At 75.4% G+C, this 21055-nt stretch carries 23 protein-coding genes; 13 read left to right on the top strand and 10 right to left on the bottom strand.

Features of this window, described 5'->3' with window-relative positions; all coding sequences use genetic code 11:
* The first annotated feature begins 11 nt into the window (after window positions 1–11).
* The 5 genes from ACWD3O_RS14185 to ACWD3O_RS14165 all read left to right on the top strand — a co-directional run bounded on the left by ACWD3O_RS14185 (window position 12) and on the right by ACWD3O_RS14165 (window position 2652).
* Entirely contained in the window at window positions 12–413 is a 402-nt protein-coding gene (locus ACWD3O_RS14185) for a gas vesicle structural protein GvpA (RefSeq protein ID WP_451411305.1), read from the top strand.
* The gene (locus ACWD3O_RS14180; protein WP_451411304.1) at window positions 410–1186 is read left to right on the top strand and encodes a GvpL/GvpF family gas vesicle protein; all 777 of its coding nucleotides are present in this window, start codon (window positions 410–412) and stop codon (window positions 1184–1186) included. The genes ACWD3O_RS14185 and ACWD3O_RS14180 overlap by 4 nt, the downstream gene beginning before the upstream one ends.
* A gap of 4 nt (window positions 1187–1190) precedes the next feature.
* On the top strand, window positions 1191–1448 hold the full coding sequence (locus ACWD3O_RS14175; protein ID WP_451411303.1) for a gas vesicle protein GvpG: 258 nt from the start codon (window positions 1191–1193) through the stop codon (window positions 1446–1448).
* Complete coding sequence (locus ACWD3O_RS14170) at window positions 1445–1774, top strand: hypothetical protein (RefSeq protein ID WP_451416035.1); 330 nt, start codon at window positions 1445–1447, stop codon at window positions 1772–1774. Before ACWD3O_RS14175 ends, ACWD3O_RS14170 begins: the two co-directional genes overlap by 4 nt.
* A gap of 149 nt (window positions 1775–1923) precedes the next feature.
* Complete coding sequence (locus ACWD3O_RS14165; protein ID WP_451416034.1) at window positions 1924–2652, top strand: GvpL/GvpF family gas vesicle protein; 729 nt, start codon at window positions 1924–1926, stop codon at window positions 2650–2652.
* Window positions 2653–2698: 46 nt separating this feature from the next.
* On the opposite strand, the gene ACWD3O_RS14160 is transcribed toward ACWD3O_RS14165, so the two are convergent.
* Together ACWD3O_RS14160 and ACWD3O_RS14155 are read right to left on the bottom strand one after the other, a co-directional pair.
* A complete protein-coding gene (locus tag ACWD3O_RS14160; RefSeq protein WP_451416033.1) occupies window positions 2699–3520 on the bottom strand; it encodes a class I SAM-dependent methyltransferase in 822 nt (273 codons plus the stop codon).
* A gap of 163 nt (window positions 3521–3683) precedes the next feature.
* The gene (locus ACWD3O_RS14155) at window positions 3684–5111 is read right to left on the bottom strand and encodes a phosphatase PAP2 family protein (RefSeq protein ID WP_451411299.1); all 1428 of its coding nucleotides are present in this window, start codon (window positions 5109–5111) and stop codon (window positions 3684–3686) included.
* A gap of 371 nt (window positions 5112–5482) precedes the next feature.
* Here ACWD3O_RS14155 and ACWD3O_RS14150 point away from each other — a divergent pair, with 371 nt between their 5' ends.
* Both ACWD3O_RS14150 and ACWD3O_RS14145 read left to right on the top strand, forming a co-directional pair.
* Window positions 5483–6139, top strand: coding sequence for a histidine phosphatase family protein (locus ACWD3O_RS14150; RefSeq protein WP_451416032.1), 657 nt, complete (start codon window positions 5483–5485; stop codon window positions 6137–6139).
* A gap of 71 nt (window positions 6140–6210) precedes the next feature.
* The gene (locus tag ACWD3O_RS14145; RefSeq protein ID WP_451416031.1) at window positions 6211–7830 is read left to right on the top strand and encodes an ABC-F family ATP-binding cassette domain-containing protein; all 1620 of its coding nucleotides are present in this window, start codon (window positions 6211–6213) and stop codon (window positions 7828–7830) included.
* A 45-nt stretch (window positions 7831–7875) separates the two neighbouring features.
* Here the strand turns inward: ACWD3O_RS14145 and ACWD3O_RS14140 are convergent, their stop codons facing one another.
* Entirely contained in the window at window positions 7876–8994 is a 1119-nt protein-coding gene (locus ACWD3O_RS14140; protein WP_451416030.1) for a baeRF2 domain-containing protein, read from the bottom strand.
* A gap of 120 nt (window positions 8995–9114) precedes the next feature.
* Between ACWD3O_RS14140 and ACWD3O_RS14135 the strand changes: the two genes are divergently transcribed.
* Window positions 9115–9354, top strand: a complete 240-nt coding sequence (locus ACWD3O_RS14135) for a DUF6158 family protein (protein ID WP_451411295.1) — start codon at window positions 9115–9117, stop codon at window positions 9352–9354.
* A gap of 92 nt (window positions 9355–9446) precedes the next feature.
* Here ACWD3O_RS14135 and ACWD3O_RS14130 read toward each other — a convergent pair whose 3' ends face one another.
* On the bottom strand, window positions 9447–9998 hold the full coding sequence (locus tag ACWD3O_RS14130; RefSeq protein ID WP_451411294.1) for a type 1 glutamine amidotransferase domain-containing protein: 552 nt from the start codon (window positions 9996–9998) through the stop codon (window positions 9447–9449).
* Between the two features lie 52 nt (window positions 9999–10050).
* On the bottom strand, window positions 10051–10422 hold the full coding sequence (locus ACWD3O_RS14125; protein WP_451411293.1) for a DUF2795 domain-containing protein: 372 nt from the start codon (window positions 10420–10422) through the stop codon (window positions 10051–10053).
* A 177-nt stretch (window positions 10423–10599) separates the two neighbouring features.
* On the opposite strand from ACWD3O_RS14125, the gene ACWD3O_RS14120 reads away from it, so the two are divergent.
* The 4 genes from ACWD3O_RS14120 (at window position 10600) to ACWD3O_RS14105 (ending at window position 14439) form a co-directional block, all read left to right on the top strand.
* Window positions 10600–10842, top strand: coding sequence for a hypothetical protein (locus tag ACWD3O_RS14120; RefSeq protein ID WP_451411292.1), 243 nt, complete (start codon window positions 10600–10602; stop codon window positions 10840–10842).
* A gap of 166 nt (window positions 10843–11008) precedes the next feature.
* Window positions 11009–11917: a hypothetical protein gene (locus ACWD3O_RS14115; protein WP_451416029.1), complete on the top strand. Its 909-nt coding sequence runs from the start codon at window positions 11009–11011 to the stop codon at window positions 11915–11917.
* 114 nt (window positions 11918–12031) lie between these two features.
* Window positions 12032–13318 (top strand): aminotransferase class I/II-fold pyridoxal phosphate-dependent enzyme, encoded by a 1287-nt coding sequence (locus ACWD3O_RS14110; protein ID WP_451416154.1) that lies wholly within the window; start codon window positions 12032–12034, stop codon window positions 13316–13318.
* Window positions 13315–14439 (top strand): MBL fold metallo-hydrolase, encoded by a 1125-nt coding sequence (locus ACWD3O_RS14105; RefSeq protein WP_451416028.1) that lies wholly within the window; start codon window positions 13315–13317, stop codon window positions 14437–14439. The genes ACWD3O_RS14110 and ACWD3O_RS14105 overlap by 4 nt, the downstream gene beginning before the upstream one ends.
* A 127-nt stretch (window positions 14440–14566) precedes the next feature.
* Here the strand turns inward: ACWD3O_RS14105 and ACWD3O_RS14100 are convergent, their stop codons facing one another.
* Together ACWD3O_RS14100 and ACWD3O_RS14095 are read right to left on the bottom strand one after the other, a co-directional pair.
* Window positions 14567–15118 (bottom strand): DedA family protein, encoded by a 552-nt coding sequence (locus tag ACWD3O_RS14100; RefSeq protein ID WP_451411426.1) that lies wholly within the window; start codon window positions 15116–15118, stop codon window positions 14567–14569.
* A gap of 29 nt (window positions 15119–15147) precedes the next feature.
* Entirely contained in the window at window positions 15148–15930 is a 783-nt protein-coding gene (locus ACWD3O_RS14095) for an MBL fold metallo-hydrolase (protein WP_451411289.1), read from the bottom strand.
* Window positions 15931–16029: 99 nt separating this feature from the next.
* Here ACWD3O_RS14095 and ACWD3O_RS14090 point away from each other — a divergent pair, with 99 nt between their 5' ends.
* On the top strand, window positions 16030–18138 hold the full coding sequence (locus tag ACWD3O_RS14090) for a phage holin family protein (protein WP_451416027.1): 2109 nt from the start codon (window positions 16030–16032) through the stop codon (window positions 18136–18138).
* A 474-nt stretch (window positions 18139–18612) separates the two neighbouring features.
* Here ACWD3O_RS14090 and ACWD3O_RS14085 read toward each other — a convergent pair whose 3' ends face one another.
* The 3 genes from ACWD3O_RS14085 to ACWD3O_RS14075 all read right to left on the bottom strand — a co-directional run bounded on the left by ACWD3O_RS14085 (window position 18613) and on the right by ACWD3O_RS14075 (window position 20853).
* A complete protein-coding gene (locus ACWD3O_RS14085) occupies window positions 18613–19290 on the bottom strand; it encodes a GntR family transcriptional regulator (protein ID WP_451411288.1) in 678 nt (225 codons plus the stop codon).
* 134 nt (window positions 19291–19424) lie between these two features.
* Entirely contained in the window at window positions 19425–19556 is a 132-nt protein-coding gene (locus ACWD3O_RS14080; protein WP_451411287.1) for an MFS transporter small subunit, read from the bottom strand.
* Complete coding sequence (locus ACWD3O_RS14075) at window positions 19537–20853, bottom strand: OFA family MFS transporter (protein ID WP_451411286.1); 1317 nt, start codon at window positions 20851–20853, stop codon at window positions 19537–19539. The genes ACWD3O_RS14080 and ACWD3O_RS14075 overlap by 20 nt, the downstream gene beginning before the upstream one ends.
* Window positions 20854–21055 lie beyond the last annotated feature (202 nt).

Raw genomic sequence — 21055 nt, 5'->3', positions numbered from 1 at the left:
GAGGAGCACCCGTGACGGTTGTACCGGCACAGCAGAGTGGTGGTGGAGGCGGCAGCAGCGGCCTCTACGACGTTCTCGAACTCGTCCTCGACCGGGGCCTCGTGATCGACGCGTTCGTCCGCGTCTCCCTGGTCGGCATCGAGATCCTGAAGATCGACGTACGTGTCGTCGTCGCGAGCGTGGACACGTACCTGCGTTTCGCCGAGGCGTGCAACCGCCTCGACCTGGAATCCGGCCCGCGCAAGAACCCGGGGCTGCCCGACCTGGTCGGCGACATGACCGAGTCCGGCGCCCGTGGCAAGACCAAGGGCGCGCTCTCCGGCGCCGCCGAGTCGATCTCCGACGCCTTCCGCCAGGGACGCGACGAGCGCAAGGAACCGGCGTCCGCCCGCCGTAAGGAGGAGAAGGAGTGAGCACCTACGTCTACGGGATCGCCTCGGCGTCCCACCCGTCGCTCCCGGAGGGCATGGGCGGCGTCGGCGACCCGCCGAACCCGGTGCGGCTGCTCAAGGAGGGCGACCTCGTCGCCATCGCCGGCGACGCGCCCGAGGACCTGCGCCCCAAGCGCCGTGACCTGCTCGCCCACCAGACGATCCTCGCCGAGGCCGGCGCCGGCGGCTGCGTCCTGCCGATGCGCTTCGGCAACGTCGCCCCCGACGACGACACGGTCCTCTCCGTCCTCGCGGAGCGCGCCGGGCACTACGCGGAGCGGCTGCGCGCCCTGGACGGCAAGGCGGAGTACAACGTCAAGGCCAACCACGACGAGCAGGCCGTGCTCCACGTGGTGATGGGCGAGGACGCCGACCTGCGGGCCCTGGCCGAGGCCAACCGCCAGGCCGGCGGCGGCAGTCACGACGACAAGCTGCGGCTGGGCGAGCGGGTGGTGGCCGCCGTGCAGGCCCGCGAGAGCGTGGACGCCGCGGCTCTCCAGCAGGCCCTGGAGCCGACGGCCGCCTCGGTGGCCACCGGCGCCGAGTCCACCGGCTGGATCACCAACCTGTCGCTCCTGGTGGACACCGCCACCGCCGACGAGTTCCTCGGCGCGGTGGAGCGGTTCCGCGAGCAGAACCCGCACGTGCAGCTCCGCGTCAACGGGCCGCTGCCGCCCTACAGCTTCGTGGAGCCCGGCCCGGCCGACCACGCGCCGGACGGCGCGGGTCAGATCGCCGGCACGGCCGTGGAGTGACGCCGTGGGACTCCTCTCCCAGGTGCTGCTGCTGCCGCTCGCACCGGTCCGCGGCAGCGCCTGGGTGATCCGCCAGGTGATGCGCGAGGCCGAGCGCATCTACTACGACCCCGCCACCATCCGCGCCGAACTGGCGAGTCTGGAGGAGCAGTTGGAAGCAGGCGAGATCGACGAGGAGGAGTTCGACCGGCGCGAGGACGAACTGCTCGACCGGCTGGAGGCCGCGGCCGGCGTGCAGCAGGGCGGAGGTGGCACGGCATGAACGCCAACCGCTGGGAACTCGGCCTCGCCGCCACCGCCGGGTACGTCGTCGGACGCACCCGGACCCTGCCCCTGGTGATCGCCGTCGCCATCGTGCTGGCCGGCCGGGACGAGCCCCGCGCCTACCTCGCCGGCCAGGGACGGCGGCTGCTGATCGAGGGCGTCCGGACCGCCGGCGCCGCCACCGCCTGGTGGGAGGACTCGACGGTCCGCAGGATGTTCACCCGCGACGGCTCCGGGGACGAGGACCACGACGAGGACCGCGGGACGGACCACGACGAGGACCTCGGCACCGGCCGGGACCGTCAGGAGATCGAGCCCGCCTGAGCCCGCGGGCCGCCGCCGGACGCGCCGCCCGGGAGTGACCTCCCGGGCGGGGGAACTGGAGCGGCGGCCCGGGCTCGGGCAGGCTGGGGGTACGGACCCTCGCCGGCCTCCCGGCCGGCCCCGCCGACCCCCGCCGAGCAGGAGAGAAGATGAGCGGACTGCGGTACGTCTACGCGGTCTGCCGCCCGTTCGAGGCGGCGCTGCAGGCCCAGCTGGCCGGTGTGGCCGGCTCCCCGCCGACGGCCGTGCACCACCAGGGCCTGGTCGCCGTGGTGAGCACCGTGCCCGCCGACGCGTTCGACGAGGCCGGGCTGCGGGTCCGGATGGAGGACCCCGCGTGGCTCACCGCCACGGCGCGGGCCCACGAGCAGGTGATCGACGCCCTCACCACCGTCACCACCCCGCTGCCGCTGCGGTTCGCCACCGTGCTGCCCGACGACAGCGCCGTGCGCGTCCTGCTGGAGACCCACGCCGCGGAGATCCGCGCCGTCCTGGACCGGCTGGCCGGCCGCGTCGAATGGAGCGTCCGGGTCTACCTCGAGGAACGGGCCGAGCGGGGCGGACAGGGTGGGCGCGACGGGCGCGCCGCCGAGGCGGCGGGACGGTTCGCCGCCCGCCTGCACGACGAACTGCGGGCCGGCGCCGAGGAGTCCCGGCTGCACCCGCCCCGGACCCTGCGGGTCACCGAGAAGGAGGAGAACGCCTGGGGGCGCAACCTCCTCGACGCCGCCTACCTGGTCCCGCGACGGCAGTCCGGGGAGTTCGTCGAGACGGTCGACCGGGCCCGCGAGACCCCGCCCGAGGGCGTACGGGTGCACCTCACCGGCCCCTGGGCGCCGTACTCCTTCGCCTCCATCGACGGGGGCGGAGGCCGGTGACGCCCGCCGCTCGGGCTGCCGCGCAGGCGGCGGCTCAGGCGGCGGCTCAGGCCGTGCGGCGGCACAGGATCTCCCCGTGCGGGACCGTGAACCGCCCCGCCGGGCCCGCGCCCCACGCCCGCCACGCCGCGGAGACCGCGGACAGCCCGTCCGCGTCGGCCAGGCCCAGCTCCCGCACCCGGTCCGCGTAGGCCGGCGCCAGGGTGCGGTCCGCCCACAGGGAGCCCCACCAGGCACGCTCCTCCGGGCTCGTGTACACCCACGCGGAGGACGAGGCGGTGACCTCCTCGAACCCCGCCTCGGCCGCCCAGCCCGCCAGACGGCGCCCCGCGTCGGGTTCGCCGCCGTTGGCACGGGCCGTCCGCCGGTAGACCGTCCGCCAGGTGTCGAGCTCCGCGGAGGCCGGCGTCCAGCTCATCGCGCCGTAGTCCGAGTCCCGGGCCGCCACCAGGCCGCCGGGCCGGGTCACCCGCCGCATCTCCCGCAGCGCGGCCACCGGGTCGCCCACGTGCTGGAGCACCTGATGGGCGTGGACCACGTCGAAGACGCCGTCCGGGTAGGGCAGCGCGTGCACGTCGCCGACGGCGAAGGTGACGTTCTCCAGACCCCGCCGCGCGGCCTCCGCGCGGGCGTCCTCCAGCACCCCCGCGGCACGCTCCAGCCCGACCACCCCGCCCTGCGGCACCAGCTCCGCCAGGTCCGCCGTGATGGTGCCGGGACCGCACCCGACGTCCAGCACCCGCATCCCCGGGGTGAGCGAACCCACCAGGTACGACGCCGAGTTGGCGGCCGTGCGCCAGCGGTGCGAGCGGAGCACCGCCTCGCCGTGCCCGTGCGTGTAGACCGCGGTCTCCTGAACCCTGCCCATGTGGCGCCCCCTCGAGCCGTCCGACTGCCGACGGGCGCCACGCTATCCCGCACGCCCGCATCCTGAGACCCCCGTCTCATGATGCGGGCGTGCGGTCATGTGGCCGTGCGGTCATGTGGCCGTGCGGCCGTGCGGCCGGTCGGCCGGACCGGGTCGGGTCGCGTCAGGTGAGCGGGCGGTAGACCGTCAGGGCGAGCGGCAGCTTGCGCAGCGTCACCGCCCCCTCGACGGGGGTGACCTCGCCGTCGTAGGCCAACAGCGTGCCGGGGGAGACGTGGTCGATGCGCAGGTGCGGCACCTGGACGGCGGCGTGCGCGGGGGAGCGGGTCAGCGGGCCCGCCAGCGCGGCCGAGAGCAGCCGCAGCGCGGGCCGCCGGCCGCCGTGCACCACCCGGACGTCGAGCTGCCCGTCGGCCAGGTCCATCCGGCGGCCGGACATCACGCCCAGCCGGTGGTAGGTGCCGTTGCCCGCGAACAGCAGCCACAGCGGGTGGGTGCGGCCCTGGAAGTGCGCCTCCAGCGGGTGCCGGTCGGCGCGCAGCACCCGCACCGCGGCGACCAGCCCGGCGGGCCAGCCGCCGATCCGGCCCGCCCACAGCTCCCGTTCCCGCACCAGTTCGGGGTAGATGCCCAGGCTGCAGGTGTTCAGGAAGATGCCGCTCTGCCCCTCGGTGCTGAACATGCCCACGTCGACCTTGACCGCGTCCCCGCGCTCCAGCGCCCGGGCGAGGGCGCGGACGTCCTCCACCCCGAGGTCGTAGGCGAAGTGGTTGAGCGTCCCGCCCGGCAGCACGGCCAGCGGCAGGTCGTGGCGCAGGGCGATCCGGGCCGCCGTGTTGACCGTGCCGTCGCCGCCGCAGACGCCCAGCACCTCGGCCAGCGAGGCGGCCCGTTCCAGCTCCTCCTCCACGGCCTCCGGCTCGCACTGGACGACCTTCGCCAGCGGCAGCGCGTCCCGGATGGCGAGCGCCCGGTCGGAGCTGCCGGAGGCGTTGTTCACCACCATGATCAGGCCCGCGCCGTGGGTGAGCGCCGGAGCCTCGGCGCGCGGCCGGGCGGGCGGCTTCCCCTGGTCGCGGGTGGGCACCAGGGCCCGCGCCGTGCAGGCCGCGCCCACCCCGAGCGCCGCGCCGACCAGCACGTCACTGGGGTAGTGCACCCCGGTGTAGACCCGGGAGAGGGCCACCGCGCCCGCCAGCGGGGCCACCACGGCGCCCCAGCCGGGGGACTCCAGGGCCACGCCGGTCGCGAACGCCGCGGCGGAGGCCGAGTGCCCGGAGGGGAACGAGGTGGTGTGCGGCTGCTTCTCCAGCCGCCGCATCAGCGGCACCACGTCCAGCACCGGCCGGGCCCGGCGCACCGACCGCTTGCCGACGGTGTTGATGGTGGCCGAGGCCAGGGCCAGCGAACCGACCCCGCGCAGGGCGGCCCGGCGGGCCCGGGGGGTGCGCGAGGCGGCTATCGCCCCGGCCACCGCGAACCACAGCACCCCGTGGTTCGCGGCCCTGCTCAGTCTCGGCAGCACCTTCCCCACACCCGGCCAGTGCCTCCTGGCCACCGCCTCGAAGACCTCCGTGTCAGCGTCCAGCATGCGTTGCAGCACCCCCCTGGCCGTCCCGCAGCTCCCGGGCGCGCCCGCGCCCCCGCCCGTGTTCACGTCACGCGTCATTCCCGACGAGTACCCGCCCACGGAGGCTTCCCGCGGCAGCCACGCCGCACGCGCCGGGGAAACGCCGGGAAACACTGGGATACCGCGAGACCGCGAGACCGCGAGACCGCGAGACCGCGAGACCGCGAGACCGCGAGACCGCGAGACCGCGAGACCGCGAGACCGCGAGACCGCGAAACCGCGAGACCGCGAAACCGCGAAACCGCGAAACCGGGAAAGAGGTGCACGGGAGCCCCGGGAAGGGAACCCGGCGGTACACGGCTCCCGGAGCGCCCCGAGCGGAAGGAACCCGGATGCGTCTGCTGCTCATCCGCCACGGGCAGACCCCGTCCAACGCGCGCGACGTGCTGGACACCCGTGTCCCCGGACCCGCGCTGACCGAGCTGGGGGAGCGGCAGGCCGAGGCCCTCCCGGACGCGCTGCACGGCGAGGACATCGACGCCCTGTTCGCCTCCACCATGGTGCGGACCCAGCTCACCGCCCGGCCGCTGGCCCGCAAACTGGGCCTGGAGGTACCGGTGCGCGACGGCCTGCGGGAGATCACCGCGGGCGAGCTCGAAGGGGAGCCCGGCTACACCGAGCGCGGCCTGCGCTACATGGAGACGGCGCTGTCCTGGGCCGCCGGACGGGCGCGGCGGCGGATGCCCGGCGGCGAGAGCGGCGTCGAGATGCTCGGTCGGTACGACGCCGTCGTCCGGGAGGCCGAGGCCACCGGCGCCGGCACCGTCGCCTTCTTCAGCCACGGCGCCGCCATCCGCACCTGGACCGCCGCCCGCGCGGACAACGTCGACGTGGACTTCGCCGCCGACCACCCGCTGGAGAACACCGGCGTGGTCGTCCTGGAGGGCTCCCTCGCCGACGGCTGGAAGGCCCTGTCCTGGGCGGGCGCGGTGGTGTCCTCGCCCGGCCCCGGCTCGCAGAGCGGCCCCGCCGGCCACCCCGTGGAGTGAGGGCCGACGACGGCTCGCGTGTCCGATAACGGTTTGCCCCGGCCGGTGGGGCACCCGGACAATGCCTGGCCATGGGATACCTGGAAGCCGCGCACCTCGAGTACTACCTGCCGGACGGCCGAGCGCTGCTCGGTGACGTCTCCTTCCGGGTGGGCGAGGGCGCGGTCGTCGCGCTCGTCGGGCCCAACGGCGCGGGCAAGACCACGCTGCTGCGGCTGATCTCCGGCGAGCTCAAGCCGCACGGCGGCACGGTCACCGTGCAGGGCGGCCTGGGCGTGATGCGCCAGTTCGTCGGCTCCGTGCGCGACGAGACCACCGTGCGCGACCTGCTGGCGTCCGTCTCCACGCCCCGCGTCAAGGCCGCCGCACGCGCCGTCGACGAGGCCGAGCTGGCGATGATGACGAACGACGACGAGGCCGCGCAGATGCGGTACGCGCAGGCGCTCGCCGACTGGGGCGAGGCCGGTGGCTACGAGGCCGAGACGCTCTGGGACATCTGCACCACCGCCGCCCTCGGCGTGCCCTACGACAAGGCGCAGTGGCGGCAGGTGCGCACCCTCTCCGGCGGCGAGCAGAAGCGGCTCGTCCTGGAGGCCCTGCTGCGCGGCACCGACGAGGTGCTGCTGCTCGACGAGCCGGACAACTACCTGGACGTGCCGGGCAAGCGGTGGCTCGAGGAACGGCTCGCGGAGACCCGCAAGACCGTGCTCTTCGTCTCCCACGACCGCGAACTGCTCTCCCGCGCCGCGCAGAAGATCGTCAGCGTGGAGCCGGGACCGGCCGGGGCCGACGCCTGGGTGCACGGCGGCGGCTTCGCCACCTACCACGAGGCGCGGCGCGAGCGGTTCGCCCGCTTCGAGGAACTGCGCCGGCGCTGGGACGAGAAGCACGCCCAGCTCAAGAAACTGGTGATCAACCTGCGCCAGGCCGCCTCGGTCAGCCCCGACATGGCCTCCCGGTACGCCGCAGCTCAGACCCGGCTGCGGAAGTTCGAGGAGGCCGGCCCGCCGCCCGAGCCGCCGCGCGAGCAGGAGATCACCATGCGGCTCAAGGGCGGCCGCACCGGCGTGCGCGCCCTGACCTGCCAGGGCCTGGAACTCAGCGGCCTGATGAAGCCCTTCGACCTGGAGGTCTTCTACGGCGAACGGGTCGCCGTCCTCGGTTCCAACGGATCCGGGAAGTCCCACTTCCTGCGGCTGCTCGCCGGGGAGGACGTCGCCCACACCGGCGCCTGGAAGCTGGGCGCGCGGGTGGTGCCCGGGCACTTCGCGCAGACCCACGCGCACCCCGAGCTGATGGGGCGGACGCTGCTGGACATCCTGTGGACCGAGCACTCCCAGGACCGGGGCGCCGCGATGTCCCGGCTGCGGCGCTACGAGCTGACCAAGCAGGCCGAGCAGACCTTCGACCGCCTCTCCGGCGGCCAGCAGGCCCGCTTCCAGATCCTGCTGCTCGAACTGCAGGGCGTCACGGCGCTCCTGCTCGACGAGCCCACCGACAACCTGGACCTGGAGTCGGCGGAGGCCCTGCAGGAAGGGCTCGAGGCGTTCGAGGGCACCGTCCTCGCCGTCACCCACGACCGGTGGTTCGCCCGCGCCTTCGACCGCTTCCTCGTCTTCGGCAGCGACGGCCGCGTGCGGGAGACCGCGGAACCGGTCTGGGACGAACGCCGCGTCGAGCGGGCGCGCTGACCCCCGTGCGGGTCCCGCGTCACGCCCGCGGGACCCGCACCGGGATCAGGCCCAGCGGAGCAGGGCGCCGAGGCCGCCCACCGGGACCACCGGGGAGTCGTCCTCCAGGGCCGGCTCCACGGAGATCGCCGGGGTTCCGGACGCCACCGCCGACCGCAGCAGCGCGTCGTCGGCCCGCGCCGCCCAGGAGTGCTGCTCGCCGAGGATCCGCAGGTCCGAGCGGCGCACGGCGATCTGGTCCGGCTCCTCGCCGATCCAGATCTGCCGGTGCGCGTCCGGGCCGTCCAGGTTGATCAGCAGCTCGTCGATCCGGTGCTCCTGCGCCGCCTCCACCAGCGCCGGAACCCCCTCGACGGCGCCCGCGCCGCCCTGCCGGTCCCGCCCGCGCGCCGCGAGGAACCGGCCCAGGTCGGTCTCCGCCCGCTGCCGCCGGTGGGTCGCGCGGAGATCCTCCACCTCCGCGTCCAGCAGCCGGCTCCCGGTGCCGTGCGACGCCTCCACCGTGCACTCGCGCACCTGCGGCGCGAGCTGCTCCAGCACGGTGCGGCGGTCCCGCTGCTCGCCCACCAGGATCACCAGCTCGGCCCGGGTCTCCTCCCAGCACGCGGTCACCTCACGGGCGATCTCGGCCGCGTTCTGGGCCCAGGTGTTCTCCACCGCGAGCTGGAAGTGGCGCTCCGACCAGTCCGACGACGCGGTGCGGTGCAGCGGCCACTGCCGGCCCACCACCTCGCCGGCCTCCGAGCTGCCCAGCGCCGTACGCAGCTCCAGGTCGGCCCCGCCCCGGGTCACGTACACCACCAGGCACGTCGGGTCCTCGCCCAGCAGGTTCAGCAGGGGCGAGACGTGCGGGAGCGGCGCCCACACCGCGGTGAGCTCCCGCTGCGGGGGGCGGGTCAGCGACGGGTCGAGGACGACCCCGCCGTCGTGCGCGAAGAAGGCGCGGCCGTGCGGCTCGGTGGAGTGCCTGAGTTCGTCGACCGCCGTCCGCACCGCCTCACAGGTGGCCTCGTCCGCGCCCTGCGAGGCCAGCTCGCGGGCGGCCGCCTGGGCCATGAGGCGCCGTTCCTTCACCGTGTCCTGGGTGTGGCGGGAGGTGTCCACGTAGACCGAGGCCCACGGGCCTCGGCGCTCGTACAGGGGCTGGAGAAATGCGAGATCCATGGTTCCGCGTCCGATGTCGGTCGGGTGGTTGTCTGTCTTCCTGCGTCGGATCCGTGTCACAGGCGGGTACCCGTGCCCCGACAAGGGAACACGAGGAACCGCGACGAACGGGGTGCCGCCATGGCAGGAGTCGAACCCGACCGGCTGGACGACCAGCAGCTGATGAAGGAACTCGAGACCATTCACCGCACGCGACACGACACGCTGCTGCACGGATCCAGCGACGCGCTGCGCACCCACAACGAGCGGATGGCGCAGCTCGAGGGCGAGTACCTGCGGCGGCATCCGCGGCGGCCGGTGTCCGCCGGACGCACCCGCGAGGGGGCGCGGGAACGGGACCCCGGCCGCCCCGGGGACTGACGGACACCAACACCCGAACGTGAGGAGGGCGGGCCCGGCCGGGCCCGCCCTCCTCACGTTCCGTCCGGACCGGCGTCTGTCCGGACCGGGGTTCAGTCGTGCCCGCCGGAGGCCTTCGCGAACTCGCGCAGCAGCGCCTCGTCGAAGGCGTCGAGGTCGTCCGGCTTGCGGCTGGTCACCAGCACGTTGGGGCCGTTGGTGTCGACCTTGACCTGCTCGTCGACCCAGGTGCCGCCGGCGTTGGCGATGTCGGTGCGCAGGCTCGGCCAGGAGGTCAGCTCCCGGCCGGAGACCACGCCGGCCTCCACCAGCGTCCACGGCGCGTGGCAGATCGCCGCCACCGGAAGGCCCTGGCCGAAGAAGTCCTTCACCAGCCGGACGGCCTTCTCGTCCATCCGCAGGGCGTCCGGGTTGGCGACGCCGCCGGGCAGCACCAGTCCGTCGAAGTCTCCGGCGGACACCTCGTCCACCGTCCGGTCGACCGGGAAGGTGTCGGCCTTGTCCAGGTGGTTGAAGCCCTGGACCTCGCCCGACTCGGTCGACACCAGCACGGCCTCGTGCCCGGCGCCGGTCACCGCCTCCCAGGGCTTGGTGAGCTCCACCTGCTCGACGCCCTCGGGCGCGGTCAGGAATGCGATGCGCATGGTCGGTCTTCCATCCTTTCGTCTCCGTCCGGTCGTCGCGGTCGTGCGCGCGCTACTCCGGACGGGTGATCGCCTCGGCGAGTTGCTGGACGTTCGCGTAGCGGGCCTTGTGCGGCAGGTGCTCCAGTGGCTCCACCAGGGCGTCCGGGGCGTGGTTCTCGCGCAGGGTGCGCGCCAGTTCCCGCGGGCTCGCCGGGAAGGACGTGCGGCCCAGGATGCGCGCGAGCTCCAGCCGGACCGTCTCCAGCGGGGCCTCCCGCACGCTCACCGTGCCGCCCGCCACCGCCGGGTCGTCGTCGGCGACCGGCTCGGGGTCGTGCCACTCCTCCGTCCGGGTGGGATGTCCGGACTGCAGCAGCCCCCTCAGCTCGTGCTTCATCTCGTCGTCCCGGTGAACGCTCAACCGGTCGCTGCCACGCTGCATGGCTCCCTCCACATCTTCGGGTGGCCCCCGCGTACCCGAGGAGGCGCGGGCGACACACCGGGGGCCGGGGTGCTCCGGGCGGGGTTCCGTCGCCGCGCGGGAGTCCGGAATGTCCGGCAGTCTGAAGACGACCCGGGGTGCTTCGGCACCCCCGTTCACCCCTGGGAGGACGGACCCATGGTGGTGCTCGTAGTGATCGTCCCGGTCCTGATGCTCTGCATGATGCTGGCGATGGACTGGTACGAGGATCTTGTCTTCCCCCCGCCGGAGGAGGACACGGTCTCCGCGGAGGGGGATGCCGCCCTGCCGGCCGTGACGCCGGTGCCGGCACCCCTGGCGCTGCCCGCGCCGCCGACGGTACGCCCGGCCCTGCCGGGCGGGACCCCGGGAGCGGGCGCTCCGCCCGGACGGACGTCCTGAGGGACGATCCGAACACACCGGTGGGGGAGACGGGGCCGGAACACGGGCCCGGCTCCCCCGTTCGGCGGCCGGGGTCACGCGGATGGTGCCGCGTGACGGGCGCGGCCGGGCGGGCCGGGCTGGGATGGGGACGGCAGTCGTCGTCCGCCCGAAGGAGCCCAGCCCCATGCGCCGCACTCTCCGTGTCCTGTCCGCCGCAGCCCTCGCCGGCGCGGCGGTGACGGTCGCCGCGCCCGTCGCCTCGGCGGAACCGGTCTCCTGCGACCCCGGCGCCACCGGGATCTCCTCGCAGCAGACGCAGACGCAGACGCAGACGCGGACGCCGACGCCGACGGTCGCGGGCATCGCCACGTCGCTGGACCGCGCACCCGAACCCGGACCGGGGGCCGACGCCTGCCCGGACGGGCCGGGGCTGCGTGGGGCGGCCGCCGCGGCCCCGTGCGAGCAGGGCGCCGACCCCGCCGCCTGCGCCGCCCCCGAGGACACCGCCGTGGAGAGCGGGACACTTGAGGAGGCGCCGGCCGGGGAACCGGCCGACGCGGGAGGCTTCCCGGAGGACACCACAGGCGCCGCCGATGAGTTCGGCGCCCCCGCGGCCGGGGAGGACACCGGCGGCGCAGCGGTGGCGGAGCAGTTCGGCGACCCGGCGGTCGAGGAGGACCTGTCCGACCCGGCGACCGGCTCCGCGACCGGCATCGAGGTCGAACCGGTGGAGCCCGAACCGCTCCACGAGGCGGCGCCGGGCGGCGCTCCCGGAGGCGGCGCGGAACCCGGCCACCGCCCCGGTCCGGGCGCACCCGGCGAGAAGGACCCCGGTCACCGTCCCGGCCCGGGCGCACCCGGCGGCAAGGAGCCCGGCCACCGCCCCGACCCCGGCCACCACGGCGGCAAGGACGGGCACGGCCGGACCGCGCCGCCGGTCCACCGCGGCGTCGAGGCCGGCGCGGGCGGCGCCTTCACCGACTCCGTCCCGCTCCAGGTCGCCGGCGGCCTCCTCATCGCCGGCGCCGCGGTGGCCGCCGGTCACCGGATCCGGCAGCGGCTCGCCCCGGAGCGCGGAGGCCGCCTGCGCTGACCCCGGCCGACGGGTCATGTCCGGCCCGTCACGGGGTACTCGGGGCCATCGGACACGGCATCCGGTGCGGAAGGACCGCCACGGCGGATGCCGGCGACCGCGGCGGAGGTGCGGATGGCGCGGACGGAACCGGAGCGGGCGCCCGGGGCCGGCGGACACGGCCCGGTGCGGTACGGGCCGCGCCTGCCCGACGACGGACTGCCGGTGCTCCCCGAACTCGCCGCGGTGCTCACCGCCGCCGCCCGGCGCGCCGAGGACGAACCCCCCGGCGGAGGGAGCACGCTCCTGGAGGCCGCGGCCGGCTACTGGACCCGGCGCGGCCTCACGGCCGGACCCGACCGGATCGCGGCCGCCCCCGGCGCCCCCGCCCTGCTGCTCGCCCTGACCGCGGCCCTCGGCGGCGACGTCCTGGTGCCGCGCCCCTGCGCCGCCTGGTGGGCGCCCTACGCCCGGCTGCTCGGCCGCCCCGTCTTCCACGTGCCCACGCCGCCCGGATCGGGCGGCGTTCCCGACGCCTACGCCCTGCTCGAGACGGTCCGCCGGGTCCGCGAGGAGGGCGGCGACCCGCGCCAGCTCGTGCTCTCGCCCGCCGAGGAGACCACCGGCGCCGTCGCCGCGCCCGACGACCTGCACGAGACCATGGAGGTCGCCGAGGCCGAAGGGCTCTTCGTGATCAGCGACGAGACCTGGCGGGACACGGTCCACGACCCGCCCGGCACCGTCCTGCTCAGCCCCGCCGAGATGCTCCCCGGCCGGGTCGCCGTCGTCGCCGACCTGCGCGGCGGGCTGCTGCCGGCCGGCTGGCCCGCAGCGATCGCCCGCTTCCCCACCGGTCCCGGTGACGGCGGCGCGCTGCGCGCACGGGTGCTGGACGTGCTCACCGCGCTCGGCGCGCAGATCGCCCGGCCCCTCGCCGTCGCCGCCGCCTACGCGCTGAGCGAGCCCGAGGAGGTCACCGCGCGGCGCGACGCCTCGGTCCGCCTGCACGCCCGCCTGGCCGCCGCCGTCCACGAACTCGTCGTGTCGGTGGGCGGGCTGACGCTCCCGCCGCGCGCCGGACGCTGCGTCTACGCCGACCTGTCGCCGCTCGCCGACGCCCTGGCCACCCACGGCGTGGGCGACGCGCAGGAGCTGGAGGAGAGCCTGGACACGCTCCACGGCGTGCCCGCGAGCGGCGGCCACCGGTTCGGCGACGACCTGGACGCCCTCCGGGTCCGCCTGTCCACCGGCGACCTCCTCGGCGGCGACGCCGCCGAACGGGCCGCCGCCCTGACCGCCCCCGACCCGCTCGAACTGCACCGCGTGCGGGGTGCGCTGACCCGATGGAGAACGGCCTTCGACCGGCTCGGCACCCCGTCCGACGCCGGGACGGCGGCCGAGCGAGGGGAGACTCCGCGATGACGCGACCGCAGTCCCGCGCCGAGCAGTTGCCCGAACCAGGCCGCGGTCCGCGGCCCGACGCCGGGCCCGGCCGCGGTCAGGAGGGGAGCCCGGGACGGCTGCGCACCACCGCGCCGCCCCGGGCCCGTACCCCCGCGCGCGCCGAGCCGTCGGCGCCCGAACAGGGGCGCCGCTGGCCGAAGTCGTTCGAGGACCGGCTGACCGCCCCGCTCCCCGGCCTGCGCTCCTTCGCCCGGTTCGCCCGCGAGGGCGCGGTGCGGCCCCGGCGCGAAGGGCTGAAGGACATCCCGCGAATCCCCTGCCGGCCCGGCCCGCTGCCCGAGGCCGACGCCGGTCAGGTGGCCGTCACCTGGGCGGGTCACGCCAGCTGGATCGTCCGGATCGGCGGCATGACCGTGCTCACCGACCCGGTGTGGTCCCGCCGCATCCTCGGCACGCCCGCCCGGATCACCCCGGTGGGCGTGGACTGGGACGCGCTGCCGCCCGTGGACGCCGTGGTGATCAGCCACAACCATTACGACCACCTCGACCTGCCCACCCTGCGGCGGCTCCCCGCGGACACCCCCGTGTTCGTGCCCGGCGGCCTGGGCCGCTGGTGCCGGCGGCGCGGCTTCCGGCGGGTGGTCGAGCTGGACTGGTGGGAGTCGGCCCGCCTGGGCGGCGTGCGGCTGGACTTCGTGCCCTCGCACCACTGGTCCAAGCGGACCCTCACCGACACCTGCCGCAGCCTCTGGGGCGGTTGGATGCTCACCGCCGAGGGCGAGGGCCACGGGCAGGAGCGCCGGCGCGTCTACTTCGCCGGGGACACGGGCTACGGGCACTGGTTCGAGCGGATCGGCGAGCGCTACCCGGACATCGACCTGGCGCTGATGCCGATCGGCGCCTACGACCCCCGGTGGTGGCTGAGCGACGTGCACTGCGACCCGGAGGAGGCGGTCCGGGCCACCCGCGACCTGGGCGCCCGGCGGATGGCCCCCATGCACTGGGGCACGTTCCTGCTCTCCTCGGAACCGGTGCTGGAGCCCCTGCACCGGGTCCGCGCCGCCTGGGCCGAGGCCGGGCTGCCCCGCGAGGACCTCTGGGACCTCCCGATCGGCGGCTCCCGGGTGCTCGGGGGCTGACACGGCCGACACCCCGCGCGGAGGCCGGCCGCACGGCCGCCGCGCGGAGGGGGTTGGTACGGCCGGGGCGGCCCCTCCGCGCGTCACCGCTGAACCGCCGGGGCCGCCCCCACCCGCGCGTCGCCGCTCAGCGGTCCCGGAGGCGGCTCCACACGGCCGGGGCGGCGCTGATCGCCAGGGTCAGCGCCACCGCCGCGACCACGCCCTTCCACGGCTCGTCGAACAACGAGCCGCCCAGCACGCCGATCACCTGGTAGGTCGCCGCCCAGGCCACGCAGGCCGGGGCGTTGCCCCGCACGAAGCGGCGCAGCGGCCAGTGGGCCACCAGGCAGGCCAGTATCACCGGCAGCCGCCCGGCCGGGATCAGCCGGGACAGCACCAGCACCGACACGGCGTGCCGGTGCAGCCGGTCCTGCGCCTGCTCCAGCCGCTCCTGGGGGGCCCGGTCCCGGATCCCCTCCAGCCAGCGGGTCGCGCCGCGCGATTCCATGCCCCGGCGGCCCAGCCAGTACAGCGCCACGTCCCCGGCGAACGCGGCCGTCGACGCGATGAGCAGCACCACCCCCAGCGACACGGCCGGCGCGGCGTGGTGGAACGCCACCACCGCCGCCGAGCTGACCAGCGCGCCGGTCGGCACCACCGGGACGAGCGAGCCCAGCAGCACCAGCAGGAACAGCATCGGATAGCCGACGGCGATGCCGTCCGGCGTCACCGGTCCCCTCCGAACGCCGCCGACTCGCCGTGCCCGAGCAGCCGCACCTCGACACCCGGCGCGGAACGCGCCGCCAGCCGCGCGAACTCGTCACCGGGGGAGTGGAACTCGTGCGGGCGCACGGCGTCCATCCCCACCGGCCAGAACGTCCCGTAGTGCACCGGCACCGCGCAGCGCGGGCCCAGCGTCCGCAGCACCTCGGCCGCCCGGGAGGCGTCGAGGTGGCCCTCGCCGAGGAACGGGCCCCAGCCGCCCACCGGCAGCAGCGCCAGGTCGACCTCGCCCACCTCCTCGGCCATGGTGTCGAACATCCCGGTGTCCCCGGCGAAGTAGGCACGCCGCTCACCCTCCACCACGAACCCCAGGGCGGGGGAGCGGTGCGGTCCCACCGGCAGCCGGCGCCCGTCGTGGCGGGCGGTCACCGCGCGGACCGTCAGGTCCGCGACCCGCACCCGGTCGCCGGGCTCCACCTCCCGCACGTCCAGGGACCGGTCGCGGGCCAGCCGCACCAGCGCCGGCACCGCCCGGCCCGTGCCGCGCGGCACCAGCAGGACGGTGCCCGGGTCCAGCCGGGCCAGCGAGGGCAGATGCAGGTGGTCGGCGTGCAGGTGGGAGACGAGCGCCACCTCGGCGTGCCAGGCGTCCGGCGGGGGCGGCGCCCCCCGGCGGCGGCGCAGATGCGCGAGCCGGCGGGTGAACAGAGGGTCCGTCAGGACGCGCACGCCGGAGTCCCGCAGCGTGCAGGTGGCGTGTCCCCACCAGGTGATCTCCGCCGGCACCTCGGCGTCCTCCTTCGTACGACCTGCTCCGAGCCTACGGGGTACCGGCAGGCTCGGAGGGGACGGACGACAGGCCGTCCCGCCTGCCGTCTGCCCGGTATGGCAGGGTTGAACGGTCCACCTGCCGGCCGGCGGGCCGGGGCGAGGGAACGAGAGGTGCGTGTGGAAGGCCGCTGGCGGCGGGGCGTGGCACAACTGGGGCGAAGCGTCGCGGTGTGGGCGGTGTCCACCCTCACCATGCTCATCCTCGCCGGACTCCTCCCCGACTTCCGGCTGGAGTCGCCCGACGGCAACAGCGCCACCCGGCTCGGCGTCACCGCCGCGCTCGGCGCCGGCGTCTTCGGCCTGCTCTCCGCCCTCGTCTGGCCGCTGCTCGTGCGGCTGCTGCTCCTGGTCCCGGCGCTGGTGCTGGGGCTGCTGGTCTTCTTCCTCAACGGCGGCCTGCTGCTGGTGGCGCTCTGGGTGAACCCGGTCGAGCGGGGCGACGTCACTCCCGAGACGGCGGTGGTGGTCGCCGCGGTGATGTCCGCGGTGGCCTCCGCGACCGGCGGTGCCCTCGCCGTCCGCGACGACGACGCCTACCGCCGGCGCCTGTACCGGCTCTCCGACCGGCGCCGCCGCCACCTGCGGCAGCCCGGCGGCCCGGTCACCCCCGGCATCGTCTTCGTGCAGCTCGACGGCGTCGGGCACGACGTGCTGCGGGACGCCGCCGAGAAGGGGCTGATGCCCACCGTCGCCCGGAACCTCGGCCTGGACGGCACCGGCCACCCGCCCACCCACCGGCTCAGCCTCTGGCGCACCGACTGGTCCAGCCAGACCGGCGCCAGCCAGCTGGGCATCCTGCACGGCTCCAACTACGACCTCCCCGCCTTCCGCTGGTACGACAAGCAGCGCCGCGAGGTGATGGTCAGCAACCGGCCCTCGAGCGCCGTTGTCCTGGAGAGACGGGCCGTCAAGCACACCGGCCGCCCCGGCCTGCTCGCCGTCGACGGCGCCAGCCGCGGCAACCTGTTCAGCGGCGGGGCGGGCGAGCAGGCCCTGGTGCTGTCCATCGCCGCCCGCCGCCGCGGCAAGGGCTTCCGCTCCCGGTCCGGCTACTTCGCCTACTTCTCCGACCCGGCCAACGCCGTGCGCACCGCCCTGTCCTTCACCGCCGAGGTGTTCCGCGAGCTGACCCAGTCGCTGCGCGCCCGGCTGGAGAAGCGGCGCCCGAGGGTCGGCCGCGGCGGGCTCTACCCGTTCCTGCGCGCCTTCGCCACGGTCGTCCAGCGGGACGTGGTGGTCTACGCCGTCGCGGGCGACATGCTCGCCGGACGGACCGCGGTCTACGCCGACCTGGTCGCCTACGACGAGGTGGCCCACCACTCCGGCCCGCGCGGCCGGGACGCCGCGCAGGTGCTGCGGCGGCTGGACCGGATGCTGGCGCTGCTGGAGAAGGTCGCCGAACACTCGCCCAGGCCGTACCGGTTCGTCGTCCTCTCCGACCACGGGCAGAGCCCCGGGGAGACCTTCCGCTCCCGCTACGGCCTCTCGCTCGGCGACCTGGTGCGGGCCGGGTGCGGGCTGCCGGTGCCCCGCCGGGCCCGCCGCACCCGCAGCGGCGCCGAGGCCAGGGCCGCGGTGCTGGCCGCCCTGCACCGGCCGGTGGAGGAGGACCGCGAGGAGCATCTGCCCGCCGCCCGCCGGGCCGAGCCGATCGTGCTGGCCTCCGGCAACCTCGGGCTGGTGTCCTTCCCGGACGTGGGGCACCGGATGAGCCGCGAGGAGATCGACGCGCGCCACCCGGCGCTGCTGCCTACCCTGGCCAACCACCCCGGCATCGGGTTCCTGCTGGTGCGCAGCGAGGAGCACGGCGGGCTGGTGATGGCGGCGCACGGCGTGGAGGCGCCGCTGGACGAGCTCAGCGACGAGAACCCGGGGCCGCTCAAGCCCTACGGGCCGGGGGCCGTCGCCGCCGTCCGGCGCACCCACGGCTTCCCGCAGGCCGCCGACATCATGATCAACTCCTGGTACGACCCGGCCACCGGCGAGATCCACGCCTTCGAGGAGCAGATCGGCTCGCACGGCGGCCTCGGCGGCGAGCAGAGCCGGGCCTTCCTGATGACGCCGGTGTCGCTGCCGGCGCCGGAGGGCGAGCTGGTGGGCGCGGAGGCCGTGCACCGGCTGCTGCGGCGCTACCGGCAGGAGTCCGGCTACGACGAGGCCTGACACCCGCCCCGGGCCCGACACCCGCCCCCGTCGGCCCACCGAGGCCCGGGGCCCCCGGGCTGAGCCGCCCGGTCCGGGCCCGCGGGGTGGGACGCCCGGTCCAGGACGACCGGTGCGGGCCCGCGGTCCGGGAGGCCTGGCCCGGGCCGCCCGGTTGAGGGGCCGAAACGTCGGCCACCTGGTCCGGGAAGCCCGATCCGGCGCCCGCAGTCGGCGCCACCCAGTTTGCCGGCCCGTGGGCCGGCACGCCCGGGTCCGGGCTGGCGGGGCGGGCCGCCCGGTTCGGGCTGGCGGGGCGGGGAGCCTGGGACGGGGCGACCGGGCCGGGCCGCACCGTGCTGCGCCGGGGCCGCCCGATTCGGGCCCGCGGGATGGGGCCGCCCGGTCCGGGCCTGCGGGCCCGGGGCGCCCGGGTTCGGGATCGTGGGGCGGGGAGCCCGGGGTGGGGTGACAGGACCGGGCCGGGCCGGGGCGTCAGGGCTGTGTGCGGGCGTGGTAGGAGTGGCGGGTGTGCTCGGTGTGCTCGCGCATCAGCCGGGTGGCCCGCGCCTCGTCGCGGTCGGCGATGGCCGCGATCAGCGCCCGGTGCTCCGTCCACGACTGCCGGCCGCGCTGCCGGGCGATCGGCGTGTAGTACCAGCGCACCCGCCGGTCCACCTGGGCCGCCAGCTCGGCCAGCACCGCGTTGCCCGCCAGCTCCATCACCTCGGCGTGGAACCGCGCGTTCGCCTCCACGGCCCCGTCGACGTCGTCCGCGGCGACCCGCGCCTCGCCCTCCGCGCACAGCTCCTCCAGCCGCGCGATGCCCGGCTTGCCCGCGTTGGCCGCCGCGAGACGGGCCGCCTCCGCCTCCAGCAGCGTGCGCACGGTGAGGAGCTGGTCGGCCTCCTCCTCGGTCGGCTCGTGCACGAAGGCGCCCTGGGCGGGCCGCAGGTCCACCCAGCCCTCGGTGTTGAGCCGCTGCAGTGCCTCACGCACCGGCTGCCGGGACACCCCGAGGTGCCCGGCGAGCTCGCTCTCCACCAGATGCTGCCCGGGCCGCAGCGCGCGGGTCGTGATGAGCTCCAGCAGCGCCTCGTAGACACGGTCCCGGAGGGGACCAGGACGTTCCAGCTTGGGCACCGCGCCCTGCGGCAGACCGGTCGACAACATCGGTTCCCCTCCTGAGCAGCACCCGATTGTCTATCGTCTACAGTCTACGGGGAACGGGGAGTTGAGTCGCGGGTGACATCGGACACGGCGCCGCCCCGCACCCCTTCCGGCGGGTGAGCGGGGCGGCGTCGGGCTCAGCCCGTGAACAACTGGGTGGCCTTGCGGACCAGTTCGTACAGGCCGTAGGCGAGCGGGGCACCGACCCACAGCCAGGCGAAGGCGATCAGTCCCCGGCGTCCGGATCCCTCAGGCGGGTTCTGCGACATGCGCCGCCTCCTTCACGTGGTGCCTGGGGTGCACGGGGCGCACCAGCTCGTTGGCGACGAAGCCGATCACCAGCAGCCCGATCATGATGAACAGCGAGGTCCCGTAGAGTTCCGGTCCCTGCTTGCCGGCCTCCTCCTGCCGGTCCGCGATCCAGTTGACGATCAGCGGACCGAGGACGCCCGCGGTCGACCAGGCGGTCAGCAGCCGGCCGTGGATGGCGCCCACCTGGTAGGTGCCGAAGAGGTCCTTCAGATAGGCGGGGATGGTGGCGAAGCCGCCGCCGTAGAAGGAGAGGACGACCAGCGCGCAGACCACGAACAGCGGCTTGGAGACGTCCCCGAACAGGGCGATCGCCAGGTACATCAGCGCGCCGACGCCCAGGTAGAGGCGGTAGACGTTCTTGCGGCCGATCAGGTCGGAGGTGGAGGACCAGCCGATCCGGCCCGCCATGTTGGCCGCCGACAGCAGCGCCACGAACCCGGCGGCCGCCGACGCCGACACCGGTGCGGAGGCGCCGGCGAAGAAGTCGGTGATCATCGGCGCGGCCTTCTCCAGGATGCCGATGCCCGCGGTGACGTTCATGACGAGCACCAGCCACAGCAGCCAGAACTGCGGTGTCCGCACGGCGTTCCGCGCCGACACCTGCACCCCGCCGGCACCGGCCGTGGCGTCCTCGGCGGCCCGGTCGGCGGCCGGCCGCGGCACCCGGATGAGCAGCACGCCCAGCGACATGAACACCGCGTACACCAGGCCGTGGACCAGGAAGGCGGTGGCGATCCCGGAGGAGTCGGAGCCGAACGCCTCCAGCATCCGGGTGGACCAGGGCGAGGCGATCAGCGCGCCGCCGCCGAAGCCCATGATGGCGATGCCGGTGGCCATGCCCGGACGGTCGGGGAACCACTTGATCAGGGTGGAGACCGGTGAGATGTAGCCGATGCCCAGCCCGATGCCGCCGACGAAGCCGTAGCCGAACACGATCAGCCAGTACTGCCCGGTGCGGGCGCCCAGCGCGGACAGCAGGAAGCCGGAGGAGAAGCAGACCAGGGCGACCGTCATCGCCCAGCGTGGACCGTTGCGTTCGACCAGGGTCCCGCCGAAGGCCGCGGAGAGCCCGAGCATCACGATGCCCAGCTGGAAGGGGAGCGCGCTGAGCGTGCCGCTGATGTCGAGCGAGGACTCCAGCGGCGCCTTGAAGACGCTCCACGCGTAGGCCTGGCCTATGGACAGATGGACGGAGAGGGCGGCCGGGGGCACGAGCCAGCGGCTCCATCCCGGCGGTGCAACGGGTGGACTCATGATCCGGAACCCTAGGAACCGCTTCGCGGCTTGGGAAGACTCCGGACGCTCCCCGGCTCGGCTTCCCCGGCCCGGCGGTCCCGTGCCCGGCGGTCCCATGTCCGGGCCTGCCGCGACCCTTGCTGCCCCAACTCCCATACTGTAGACAATATTCAGTAGACGTCTCGGCGGTTCCTCGGTAGCCCTCGACCGGACGGAGCTC

The sequence above is a fragment of the Streptomyces sp. NPDC002640 genome, assembly GCF_053592575.1.
This window is presented reverse-complemented; position numbering and strand designations above follow the sequence as displayed.